Source organism: uncultured Tepidimonas sp., from assembly GCF_938045175.1.
GTDB lineage: Bacteria > Pseudomonadota > Gammaproteobacteria > Burkholderiales > Burkholderiaceae_C > Tepidimonas.
This window is the reverse complement of sequence record NZ_CALIND010000082.1, coordinates 1-11,498: the sequence shown is the minus strand read 5'-3', so window position 1 is coordinate 11,498 and position 11,498 is coordinate 1. Positions and strand designations below refer to the sequence as shown.

At 66.0% G+C, this 11,498-nt stretch carries 10 protein-coding genes and 2 rRNA genes; 7 read left to right on the top strand and 5 right to left on the bottom strand.

Features of this window, described 5'->3' with window-relative positions; genetic code table 11:
- The 7 genes from Q0716_RS04200 to Q0716_RS04170 all read left to right on the top strand — a co-directional run.
- Window positions 1-213 (top strand): 23S ribosomal RNA (locus Q0716_RS04200); the annotation flags it as partial.
- A 263-nt stretch (window positions 214-476) separates the two neighbouring features.
- Window positions 477-590, top strand: a 5S ribosomal RNA gene (gene rrf / locus Q0716_RS04195).
- Between the two features lie 92 nt (window positions 591-682).
- Complete coding sequence (locus Q0716_RS04190) at window positions 683-1,741, top strand: homocysteine S-methyltransferase family protein (protein ID WP_299020023.1); 1,059 nt, start codon at window positions 683-685, stop codon at window positions 1,739-1,741.
- Between the two features lie 108 nt (window positions 1,742-1,849).
- Window positions 1,850-2,575 (top strand): GGDEF domain-containing protein, encoded by a 726-nt coding sequence (locus Q0716_RS04185; protein ID WP_299020021.1) that lies wholly within the window; start codon window positions 1,850-1,852, stop codon window positions 2,573-2,575.
- Window positions 2,576-2,598: 23 nt separating this feature from the next.
- On the top strand, window positions 2,599-3,468 hold the full coding sequence (locus tag Q0716_RS04180; protein WP_299020025.1) for a MinD/ParA family protein: 870 nt from the start codon (window positions 2,599-2,601) through the stop codon (window positions 3,466-3,468).
- Entirely contained in the window at window positions 3,461-5,068 is a 1,608-nt protein-coding gene (locus Q0716_RS04175; protein WP_299020019.1) for an HDOD domain-containing protein, read from the top strand. The genes Q0716_RS04180 and Q0716_RS04175 overlap by 8 nt, the downstream gene beginning before the upstream one ends.
- A 95-nt stretch (window positions 5,069-5,163) precedes the next feature.
- The gene (locus Q0716_RS04170; protein WP_299020017.1) at window positions 5,164-5,493 is read left to right on the top strand and encodes a DUF1840 domain-containing protein; all 330 of its coding nucleotides are present in this window, start codon (window positions 5,164-5,166) and stop codon (window positions 5,491-5,493) included.
- Between the two features lie 30 nt (window positions 5,494-5,523).
- Here the strand turns inward: Q0716_RS04170 and Q0716_RS04165 are convergent, their stop codons facing one another.
- The 5 genes from Q0716_RS04165 to Q0716_RS04145 all read right to left on the bottom strand — a co-directional run.
- The gene (locus tag Q0716_RS04165; protein WP_299020015.1) at window positions 5,524-6,504 is read right to left on the bottom strand and encodes a tripartite tricarboxylate transporter substrate-binding protein; all 981 of its coding nucleotides are present in this window, start codon (window positions 6,502-6,504) and stop codon (window positions 5,524-5,526) included.
- An 89-nt stretch (window positions 6,505-6,593) separates the two neighbouring features.
- Window positions 6,594-8,480, bottom strand: a complete 1,887-nt coding sequence (locus Q0716_RS04160; RefSeq protein WP_299020013.1) for a potassium transporter Kup — start codon at window positions 8,478-8,480, stop codon at window positions 6,594-6,596.
- 100 nt (window positions 8,481-8,580) lie between these two features.
- A complete protein-coding gene (locus tag Q0716_RS04155; protein WP_299020012.1) occupies window positions 8,581-9,846 on the bottom strand; it encodes an AMP-binding protein in 1,266 nt (421 codons plus the stop codon).
- Window positions 9,847-9,904: 58 nt separating this feature from the next.
- Entirely contained in the window at window positions 9,905-10,714 is an 810-nt protein-coding gene (locus tag Q0716_RS04150; RefSeq protein ID WP_299020010.1) for an ABC transporter ATP-binding protein, read from the bottom strand.
- Window positions 10,715-10,864: 150 nt separating this feature from the next.
- The coding region (locus tag Q0716_RS04145; RefSeq protein WP_299020008.1) for an ABC transporter substrate-binding protein at window positions 10,865-11,498 on the bottom strand (634 nt) is incomplete at its 5' end.

The following is an 11,498-nucleotide window of genomic DNA, read 5'->3' as shown; positions in this document are numbered from 1 at the left end:
CGGTTGTCACGCCAGTGGCATCGCCGGGTAGCTATGTGCGGAAGAGATAACCGCTGAAAGCATCTAAGCGGGAAACTCGTCCCAAGATGAGATCTGCCTGGGGGCTTGACCCCCCTGAAGGGTCGTCGTAGACCACGACGTTGATAGGCTGGGTGTGTAAGTGCAGCAATGCATGGAGCTAACCAGTACTAATGGCCCGTGAGGCTTGACCCTATAGCTTTGTGAGCCTGTGGCGCGCCTGCGGCGCGCTGCGACGCACGAGCGGCACGAAGACGCAAGTCGTGCAACGCTGCAACAAAGCAGTGTCTTCAACGATCGGCAACGAATGTGGGCGTGTGGCAAGAGCCGCACGACAGACGGCATCCGTCAGCCCGACGCCAATCCGACGCGAGATTCGACTCTGTGAGCACTTGCTGCTGCGGCCGCCCCAACCGTGCGGGGCCAAGCCCCATCGCAGCAGGTGAGAACCGGTTATGCCTGACGACCATAGCAAGGTGGTCCCACTCCTTCCCATCCCGAACAGGACAGTGAAACGCCTTCGCGCCGATGATAGTGCGCACCTCGCGTGTGAAAGTAGGTCATCGTCAGGCTGTTATTGCTAGCCACCCCGGCATCCCCTGCGGATGCCGGGGTTTGCTTTTTGGTGTCGCGTCTTCGCGTTGCGGCACAATCGGGGACCAATATGAGGAACGTGTACACCCGGGGGCGAGAGCTGGTGGCGCTGCTCGCGCGCCGTATCGTGATCATCGACGGTGCCATGGGCACGATGATCCAGCGCTTTCGATTGGACGAAGCCCAATATCGCGGGGCGGGGCCGGGCGGACGCGACGCCGATCCGCGTTTCGAGTCTCACCCGGTTGACCTCAAGGGCAACAATGATCTGTTGAGCCTGACGCGGCCCGATGTGATCCGCCAGATCCACGAGGGGTACCTCGCCAGCGGGGCCGACATCATTGAGACGAATACGTTTGGTGCCACGGCAATCGCGCAGGCCGACTATGGGCTGGAGGCTTGGGCCTACGAGATGAATGTCGAGTCGGCGCGGCTGGCTCGCCAGGCGTGCGAGGCATATTCGTCGCCGGATCGGCCCCGCTTCGTGGCGGGCGCGCTTGGGCCCACGCCACGGACGGCCAGCATCAGTCCGGACGTTAATGACCCCGGAGCGCGCAATGTGACGTTCGATGAGCTGGAGCACGCGTACCACGAGCAGGCCTTGGGGCTGATCGAGGGGGGCGCTGACGTGCTGTTGGTCGAGACCATTTTCGACACGCTCAATGCCAAGGCAGCGTTGTTCGCGATCGAGCGCGCCTTCGACGACACCGGCGAGCGCCTGCCCATTCTGATCAGCGGGACGGTGACCGACGCGTCCGGCCGACTGCTCAGTGGGCAGACGGTGACGGCATTTTGGGCCAGCGTGCGTCACGCGCAGCCGCTTGCCGTGGGGCTCAATTGCGCGCTCGGGGCGGCGTTGATGAAGCCCTATATTCAAGAGCTGGCGCGGGTGGCGCAAGGCACGTACATCAGCTGCTATCCCAATGCCGGTCTGCCCAACCCCATGAGTGAGACGGGGTTCGATGAGACGCCCGAGGACACGTCGCGTCTGTTGCACGGCTTTGCGGCGGAGGGGCTGGTCAACATCGTTGGGGGGTGCTGCGGGACCACGCCGGACCACATCGCGGCCATTGGCGCGGCGGTGAAGCCCTGCGCGCCGCGCCGCGTGCGTTGGTGGCGAGATGAATGACGGGCCGCTCGTCGTGCCGGGGGCCTGAAGGGAGGACGCGCTATACTGCCCCAAACCCTTGCATCTCGGTTCGACGGGGTCACGGGGTCCGTTTTGGCGAGTCAGCCCATGCAGCACGACCAACTGCGACTGGATCATGCCCGTACCCTGTTGCAGCAGGCGGGGGTAGCATTGTCCGTGCCTGAGGGCGCGCCGCCCGAGGTCGAGCTGCAGGCGATCATCGATGCGTTGTGCGAACTCAGCGAGCGTGACGCCCTGACGGGGTTGCCCAACCGGCGTGCGTTTCTAGCGCGCGTGACGCAGGAGTTAGACCGGTCGGCCCGGGCGGGCGAGACCGCGTTGCTCGTGATGATCGACATCGACCACTTCAAATCGGTCAACGACCGCCATGGGCATGCCGCGGGCGATGCGGTCTTGCGCGCCGTGGCGCACGCGCTGCAATCGGCCGTGCGCCCGATGGACACCGTGGCGCGTCTGGGCGGCGAGGAGTTCGGGGTCGTGTTCCCCAATTGCGCGCCGTCGGCCGGCACGGCGCTGGCCGAACGGCTGCGCCGAACGGTGCAGGAGAGCCCCATCGTGTTGCCCGACGGGGTGACCACGATCCACGTGACCATCAGCGCGGGCGGGGCGTATTCTCCCGCATGGGTGCGCTCCAGCGCCGAACACTGGCTGGAGCGCGCGGATCGGCAGCTCTATTTGGCCAAGCGCCAGGGGCGCAACCGTGTCCTGATCGAGCCGGTCGCCCACACCGAGGTGAGTGCGGAGGAAAAACACTTGCTGTTTGGCTGGCACGATGCGGACGGCCTTATCATCGACTCCGCCGACGCGGTTTGAATGCGAGGCGATGCCTGATGTCCATGAACACTGCCGAGACCACCTCCACGACATCCGACCCGGCCCCCGGCGGCGTCTTGTTTCGCCCGAGCAAGGGGCGGGTCATCGCCATCACGAGCGGTAAGGGGGGCGTGGGCAAGACGTTCGTCGCGGCCAACCTGGCCGCCGCGTTGGCGCGCCGAGGCTTGCGCGTGCTGGTGCTTGATGCCGATTTGGGCCTGGCCAATCTGGACGTCGTGCTCAACCTCTACCCCAAACTGACGCTACACGACGTCTTCACGGGCAAGTGCGGGCTCGACGATGCGATCGTGAAGGCGCCGGGCGGGTTTTCGGTGTTGCTCGCTGGATCCGGTATGGTCGAGTATTCGCGGTTGACGCCCGAGGTGCGTGAGGACTTTTTGCGGCTCATGGGCCAGGTCGTGCCGCGTTACGATGTCGTGCTGCTCGACACCGGCGCCGGTATTTCGGATGTTGTGTTGTTCGCCCTGTCGCTGGCCAGCGAGATCCTGCTCGTCGCCACGCCCGAGCCGACCTCGCTCACCGATGCCTACGCCACCATCAAGGTTTTGGCGACGCAGCAGCAACGCCAACTCGTGCGGCTGATCGTCAATCAGGCCGCGCGTCCGGGGGATGGACGGGCCATCACCGCGCAACTGCAGGCGGTGCTCAACCGGTTCGTCGGTGCAGCGCCGTCCGCGGGCGCGGACAAGCGCCCTGCCACCGTGCGGCTCGTGCACATGGGGGATATCCCCGCGGACAAGGCGGTCAAAGAGGCGGTGATGCGCAGGCAGCTCCTGCTGTTGCAGGCGCCGGGGTCTCCAGCTGCGCTGGCGGTGGCGCAAATCGCTGGCCGTCTGGTCGACACGGTACTGCGGGCGCACGAGCATGTTTGAGCGGCGGATGGGGGACGCCAGCACCACGCCCGCTACCTCGAGTGAAAAGCAGCGACTCGAAGCGCTGCTGGCTCGTCTGCGCGGGAACGCCGAGTTTCCCGCGCTGTCGGCACAGGTCAGCCGCATCCAGGTGCTGGCAGGCGACGAGCAGGAAAACCTGCACCGCTTGGCCGAGGAGATCCTCAAGGATGTCGCGCTGACCCAAAAGCTGCTGCGTGTGGTCAACGCGGCACCGCACGTGGCCCATAGGGGTGGCGTGTCCACCGTCTCGCGTGCATTGAGCCTGATTGGCCTGGATGCGGTGCGTGGTATCGCGGCCAGCCTGGTGTTGCTCGAGCAGTGGAAAGACCGCGCTCAGTCCCAGCGCTTGCGCGAGGCCTACGCACGGGCGCTGTTGGCGGCGCAGATGGCCGCCGAGCTTTGCGGTCAAGGCCCGGAGCGGGAGGAGGTTTTCCTCGCCGGACTGTTCCAGGGGCTGGGCCGGATGTTGACAGAGTGCTTTTTTCCCGCCGAGGCACAGCGCATACGGGCCGAAGCGCAGGGTGACCCCGCGCGCGAACACGCCGCGGTGCTCAAGCATCTCGGGGTGGGATATGACGCGCTGACGCAGGCCGTTGCGCGGGACTGGGGTTTTCCCGAGGCGCTGTGTCGGGCCATGGAGCGACCGGCCGGCCCCGTCCCGCCCCGTCCCCCGCAGGATCGGGTCGAATGGGTGCGTTGGGTGGCCGCCGCCGGAACCGATTTGGCCGATGCCTGGCTGCGCGGTGCCAGCGAAGGATCGGGAGAGGGGTTCCGTCGCCTGTCCGCGCGCTATGGGCATTTGGTGAATCAGTCGTCGGAAATGGTGGCCGAGACCGCCCGGCAGGCGCGCTCGAACTATCTGGCCTTGCTCGAGGCGGTCGACTTGGCGCGCAGCTTGAGCGCACCCGAGTGGACGGCGTGGCTGCGCAGCGAGCAGACCGATCCGCTGCATCCGGTCAGCGGTACGGCGAGCCCCGCCCCCGCGACGCCCAGCACTGATGCGAACGATGACCGAGGTGGCGAGGACGACACGCGATCCCTGGATCTGCCCAGCGGTTTGCTGACGCTGGCCCAGGGACTGCAGGACGCGACCGCCGCCCTCTTGGAGGGCGCGCCCGCGCCACTGCGCGTCGAGCTGGGGCTGGAAACCTTGCACCGTGCGCTCGGCGTGCGCCGCACTTGGCTGGTGAAGCCCGGCGCCGATGGCGTGTGCCAGGCGTGCCGTTGGCTGGGCGACGGCGCCGCCAAGGTGGCTCCCTTCTACCGCGTAATGGCTTCGCGTGGCGCGTCGGCAAGCGAAGATTTACTGGCGACGCTGGGGCGGCTGCGCAAGGATACCCGTATCGAGTGCACGCCGGCGGCACATCTGGTGGCGCGTCTGCCGCAGTGGTACCGTGACCGCCTGCCACGCGATGGGGTGCTGCTCGTGTTTCCCTTGTGGCGGGGCGACGAATGGATCGGCTGGATTCACGCCGATGGGCCCGCCGCGGCCCTGCCGTCGTTCGGCGCGACCGAGTTGGCATTGTTGCGCGCCATTCGGCACCTGCTGACCGTCGCCCTCAAGGATGAGCACATCTGACCCGGGGCCCACTTAGCGCGGGGTTGCCGTGCCGTCAGAATCGTAACATGCTGGGGAGGCGCAACCCCGATCTCGATTCTCGAAAGGAGCCAACCATGCTGTACCGCTTCAAATCCAAGGCCACTGGTGACGTGGTCATGCTCGAGCCCAACGGCCGGCGGGTCCTGGAAATCCTAGGTAAGGATCCGTCGGGGCCGGGCATCATCCTGCCGGAGCAAATGCCCGCCGCCATCGAGGCGCTGCGTGCCGCAGTGGCCGCCGAAGAAGCCGAAGCCGAACGCCGGCGCCGCGAAGCCGAAGAAAAGGGCGAAGAACCCTTGGAGCCCGTCGAAGAGCGCGTGCCATTGCGCACGCGCGTCGCGCCCTTCATCGAGATGCTGCAGCACTGCCAGCGCGAAGGCAGCGAAGTGGTCTGGGGCGTTTGACCCTCGCGCGGTCCGGAAGCCCTGACTTGCTCAGTCGGCGTATTGACCGGCGGCGTCTACCACCGCTTTGATTTTCGCGATTTCGCTCGCGACGAAGGCTTTGTGGCCTTCGGGCGTGCTGCGCCGGTCGTTGCTCACGATCGCGCCTAGAGCTTTTTGTTTTTGGATGAATTCTGGGTCGCGCAAGGCGGCGCGCAGTGCTTCGTTGAGGCGTTTGAGGACGGGCTCGGGCGTGCCCTTGGGCGCATACAGGCCGTGCCAAATGGTGAGGTTGAAATCCTTGAGCCCCATCTCCTGCAGCGTGGGATAGTGTTTGAGCAGCGGGTGATCCGACAGCGGTTTGGCGGTCGTGACGGCGAAGGCCTTGATGCGGCCGGCCTCGATCTGCTGCGTGGTGTTGGTCGTCTGGTCGCACATGACATCGATCGTGCCGGCGATCAGGTCGTTCATCGCAGGGCCGGTGCCGCGGTAGGCGATGGTCGTCATCGACTTGTCGAGCTTGACCGCGTATTGCCACATCAGACCGCACAGATGCGATGCCGAGCCCAGCCCTGCATGCCCCAGGTTGAGCTTGCCCTGGTTGGCGCGAATGTAATTTTCGAAGTCACGGTACGTGTTGGCGGGCAACTGGGGCTTGCCCACCAGGGTCATGGGCACGTCGTTGATGATGCCCAGGTACTCGAAGTCCTCAAGCGGTTTATAGGGTAGTTTGCGGTATAGCGCCGGGGTCGCGGCCATGCCGATGTGCCACACCAACAGCGTGTGTCCGTCGGGTGTCGCACGCGCGACCTTGTTGGCGCCGATCGTGCCACCGGCGCCGGCGGCGTTGTCGACCACGATGGTGGCGTTGTTCAAGTGCTTGCGCATCGACTCGGCGAGCTGGCGTGCGACGGTGTCAGTGGGGCCGCCTGCCGCAAACGGCACGACGAAGGTGATGGGCTTGGAAGGGAAGTCCTGGGCAGATGCGGCAAAAACCGCGGCCGACAGGGCGAGCGCAACAAGGCGTTTCATGTTTGGTCGGCTCCAACGGAGACATGAATGACCGACGAATGGTAGCGCGTCGGCGCCACCCTGCACCATGCGGGAAACCACGAACGCGCTCAGATTTCGATTTGCGCGCCAAGTTCGACCACGCGGTTGGCGGGCAGGTGTAGAAAATCAGCGATGGATGTGGCGTTGCGGTGCATGCCTGCAAACAGCTTGTTGCGCCAGTGCATCGGCCCTTCATCGTGGCGTGGCAGCACGATCTCGCGCGACAGAAAATACGAGGTGTCCATGTCGTCCAGCGGCACCCCGTGGCTGCGCAACAGCTGAAGGGCTTGTGGTACGTCGGGATCGTTTTTGAAGCCGAAGTGCAGCACGACGCGCCAACAGTCGTGGCCCAGCGGCTGCGCCTCGACCCGCCGGTCGAAGCCGATCCACGGGACCTCGTGATGGCGCACGGTCACGAACAGGTTCGTCTCATGCAGCACCTTGTTGTGCTTGAGGTTGTGCAGCAGCGCATTGGGCGCGACGTCCGGCTCGGCATTGAGGAAGACGGCCGTGCCAGGCACGCGCAGCGGCGGGGCCGAGAAGATGCTCGCCAGGAAGGCCTCGAGCTCGATGGACTGCTCGTGCAGGCGTTGTGCCAGGCGTTCTCGGCCGCTGTGCCAGGTGGTCATCAAGGTAAACATCGCCGCGCCGATGGCCAGCGCGAACCACCCCCCACTGAGCAGCTTGACCGCATTGGCGGCGAAGAAGACGGCGTCGATGGCCAGAAACAGACCCGTGGCGCCCACGCACATCCACCATGGGTAGCGCCACGCGTAGCGCACCACGAAGAAGGTCATCAACGTCGTGATGAGCATGTCGATGGTGACGGCGATGCCGTAGGCGGATGCCAGCGCGGAACTCGACCCAAACCCCAGCACCGCACCGACGATGCCGAGGTACAGCGCCGCGTTGACGGTGGGAATGTAGATTTGGCCGGTGTCACGCACGGACGTGTGCAACAGGCGCTGGCGCGGCAGATACCCCAGTTGCACCACCTGCTTGGTGACGGAAAACGCGGCTGTGATGAGGGCTTGGGACGCGATCACCGTCGCACACGTGGCCAGCCCGATCAGCGCGGGCAGCGCCCAAGCGGGCGCCATGGCGTAAAACGGGTTTTCGACGGCATCGGGCGCGTCCAACAGCAGCGCGCCCTGACCGAAATAGTTCACCACCAGCGCGGGCATGACCAGACCGAACCATGCCAGCCGGATCGGGCGTCGGCCGAAATGCCCCAGGTCCGCGTAGAGCGCTTCTGCCCCCGTGACGCACAGCACCACCGCCCCCAAGGTCAAGAACGCCACCCACGGCTGCGACAGCACGAACTGGACGGCGTGATGCGGTGCGAGCGCTTGCAGCACCTCCGGGTGGCGGGGGATGTTGAGCAGCCCTAGAGTGGCCAACGTTGCGAACCACACCGCCATGATCGGTCCGAACAGGCGGCCGATGCGGGCCGTGCCGTGTCGCTGCAGGGCAAAGAGACCCGTCAGGACGGCTAGCGTCACCGGCACCACCACGGGCTCCAGCGCGGGGGTGAGGACCTCCAGCCCTTCGACCGCCGACAGCACGGAGATCGCAGGCGTGATGACACCATCACCGAAAAAGATGGCCGTGCCAAAAATGCCCAGCGCGAGCAGCGCGCGCTTGAGCCGCGGCCGATCCGCCACGGCGGTGGATGCCAAGGCGAGCATCGCGACCAGGCCGCCCTCGCCCTGGTTGTCCGCCCGCAGGATGAGCGTGACGTACTTGAGCGACACGACCAAGGTCAGCGTCCAGAAAACCAGTGACAGCACGCCGTAGACGTTGTCGGGCGTGACCGGCAGCCGCCCGAGGTTGAAGACCTCCTTGAGCGCGTAGAGCGGGCTGGTGCCGATGTCGCCGTAGACGACGCCTAAGGCGGCCAACGTCAACGTCGGCAACGGCGAGCGGCCAACGGGATGAGCAAGAGCAGATGCCAAGACCGGGAACGATCGTTGCGATGCCCGTATTGTGCGCCCACGGCGCGGGGTCCATCCGGCTACTTGTTGCGCGGGGACAACGGCTCGCCCGAGCAGGGGGTCAGTCGTAGGTACGAGCGTCTTCGATCACTTTACCATCGTTGGGCAGCGACCCACTGGCCACCAGCTCGACCGTGCCGCGCAGCTTGGTCACCTCGCGCAGCGTGGCGTGCAGGGCCTGCTCAAGCGCGGGCGAAGGTTGATCGGTCTCCGCCATCAAGCGCATGTGGTCGTCGGCCATGCGGCCGCTGACCACCAAGCGCGCCCGACGCACTTCCGGGTGTCTGCGTACCACCTCGGCCACCTGAGCCGGGTGCACGAACATGCCCTTGACTTTGGTCGTCTGGTCGGCCCGCCCCAGCCAGCCGCGGATGCGGGTATTCGTACGCCCGGTGGGGCATGGGCCGGGCAGCACCGCCGACAGGTCGCCCGTGCCGAATCGGATCAGCGGATAGTCCAGGTTGAGCGCGGTGACCACCACCTCGCCCACTTCGCCGTCCGGCACCGGTTCGTCGGTGCCGGGGCGCACGATTTCCACGATGACACCTTCGTCGACGACCAAGCCCTCGCGCGCGGCCGTTTCGTAGGCGATGAGGCCGACGTCGGCGGTGGCGTAGGCTTGGTACGCGACCACGCCCCGCTCCGCCAGCCAGTCGCGCAGGCTGGGCGGGAAGGCCTCGCCCGAGACCAGCGCTTTGCGGATGGGCAGTGTCCGGCCTACCGCTTCGGCTTTTTCCGCCAAGATGCGCAAAAAGCTTGGCGTGCCGCAATACGCCACCGGCTGCAAGTCGAAGATGGCCGCCAGTTGCTGCTCAGTGTTGCCCACCCCACCCGGAACCACCGGGCAGCCCAGCGCCTGCGCGCCCGCCTCCATGATCCACGCCCCCGGCGTCAAGTGGTAGCTAAAGGCGTTGTGGATCAAGTCGCCGGGTTCGAAGCCGGCGGCCACCAGCGCGCGCGCGCTGCGCCAATAGTCGCTCGCGTGGCCCTCGGGTTCATAGATGGGGCCGGGCGACTGGAATACGCGTCGCACGCCGCGGGCGCGCAACAAACCGTTCCAGCCGATGGTGGCCAGCCCTCCGAAGGGATCGCCACCCTCTTGCCGCGCCGCCTGTTGGCGCTCCATCAACTCATGTTTGCGCAGCACGGGCAGGCGAGCGAGCGCGGCGCGCGTGGTGATCTGGGCAGGGTCGATCCCTGCCAGCCGTTCACGCCACGCCGTCGAGTGCGCGCACGCGTGCGCGATCAGTTTGGGCAATGCGGCGAACTGGGCCGCTTCGCGCTCGGCCGGGGAACGGGTTTCGAGGGCGTCGTAATGGGCAGGCATGGTACGCAGCGTCCAAAGGTCGTCGAGGAGGGCACGGGGCCAGGGGGGGGCAGCAGGGTCAGGCCAGCCAGCGCTTGCGGCGCTTGTAGCTCTTGACCTCGCGAAAGCTCTTGCGCTCACCACCGCCCATGCCCAGGTAGAACTCTTTGACGTCTTCGTTGTTGCGCAGGTCCTCGGCCTTGCCGTCCATCACGATGCGGCCCGACTCCATGATGTAACCGTAATTGGCGTAGCGCAGCGCCATGTTGGTGTTTTGCTCCGCGATCAGGAAGGAGACTTTTTCCTTCTGATTGAGGTCCTTGACGATCTCGAAGACTTCTTCCACGATTTGCGGCGCCAGCCCCATCGAGGGCTCGTCGAGCAACACGACGCTGGGGTTGGCCATCAGGGCGCGGCCGATCGCACACATCTGTTGTTCGCCGCCCGAGGTGTAGGCGGCCTGGCTGGTGCGCCGTGTCTTCAGGCGCGGAAAGTAGGTGTAGACCTTCTCCAGGTTGGCCGCGATTTCGGCCTTGTCCTTGCGCGTGTAGGCGCCCGTGAGCAGGTTCTCCTCGATGGTGAGGTGGGCAAAGCAGTGCCGCCCCTCCATGACCTGCACCACGCCGCGTTTGACCAGTTCCGCTGGCGTGAGGTTTTCGATGCGCTCGCCGCGCAGCTCGATCGAGCCCTTGGTAACCTCGCCACGCTCGCCCTTGAGCAGGTTGGAGATGGCGCGCAGCGTCGTCGTTTTGCCCGCGCCGTTGCCCCCCAGAATGGCGGCGATCTGGCCCTCGGCGAGCTGCAATGAAACGCCCTTGAGCACCAGAATGACGTGGTTGTAGATGACCTCGATGCCGTTGACGGTGAGGACGGGAGGGGTTGTCGTCATGGCGGACCTCGATGAAATGACTGGGTGCGACGGCACCACGCGTCAGCACCGACGCGGCGGCGCTGGCCGGTGGTGACGGGAGCTGCCAACCCCGATGGGCGCTGCTCCCGTGGTGGACCCGGGGGGGGAAGTCGCGCCCCCCGAGTCGTATCAGGACTGGCAGTCCTGCGGCGTGCGGCGTTGGATCTTCTTCTCGGCCGCGTACTTGTCCGCGGCTGCGCGCACCATCGGCTTGATGATCTGCTCGTCGGCCTGGTACCAGTCACTCGTGAACTGCCACTTGGTGCCGTCCCAGGTATGGATACGCGCCCAGGCCGCGCCCATGTGGTCCTGGCAGCTGGTGGAAATCGGCCGCATCACGCCCTTGAAGCCCAGCGCGTCGAGCTTGGCCTGCGTCAGGTTGAGGTTTTCCAGACCCCAGCGCACCTGCTCGCCGGTCATGACCTTGCCCTTGCCGAAGCGCTCTTGCGCCGCGCGCACGCCCTCCACGGCCAGCATCGCGCTGATGGCGCCGCGCACGTACAGCACCGATCCAACCTCTTCCTTGGGTCCCGTGCCCTGGCCCTTGCCGTGAACCTTCTCCAGGATCTCCTTGATGAACGGGGCGTTGGGTTCGGCGCCGTGCTGCATGGTGATCGCGTTGTAGCCCTTGGCTCCCATGCCAACGTCTTTGACGTCCGGCTCGGCGCCGGCCCACCACACGCCATACATCTTCTCACGCGGGTAGCCAACCGCTTGGGCTTCCTTGAGCGCGGTGGAGTTCATGACGCCCCAGCCCCACAAC

Coding starts and splice junctions, on each gene's coding strand:
- Q0716_RS04190 (WP_299020023.1), top strand. CDS start 683: ATGAGGAACGTGTACACCCGGGGGCGAGAGCTGGTGGCGCTGCTCGCG.
- Q0716_RS04185 (WP_299020021.1), top strand. CDS start 1,850: ATGCAGCACGACCAACTGCGACTGGATCATGCCCGTACCCTGTTGCAG.
- Q0716_RS04180 (WP_299020025.1), top strand. CDS start 2,599: ATGAACACTGCCGAGACCACCTCCACGACATCCGACCCGGCCCCCGGC.
- Q0716_RS04175 (WP_299020019.1), top strand. CDS start 3,461: ATGTTTGAGCGGCGGATGGGGGACGCCAGCACCACGCCCGCTACCTCG.
- Q0716_RS04170 (WP_299020017.1), top strand. CDS start 5,164: ATGCTGTACCGCTTCAAATCCAAGGCCACTGGTGACGTGGTCATGCTC.
- Q0716_RS04165 (WP_299020015.1), bottom strand. CDS start 6,504: ATGAAACGCCTTGTTGCGCTCGCCCTGTCGGCCGCGGTTTTTGCCGCA.
- Q0716_RS04155 (WP_299020012.1), bottom strand. CDS start 9,846: ATGCCTGCCCATTACGACGCCCTCGAAACCCGTTCCCCGGCCGAGCGC.
- Q0716_RS04150 (WP_299020010.1), bottom strand. CDS start 10,714: ATGACGACAACCCCTCCCGTCCTCACCGTCAACGGCATCGAGGTCATC.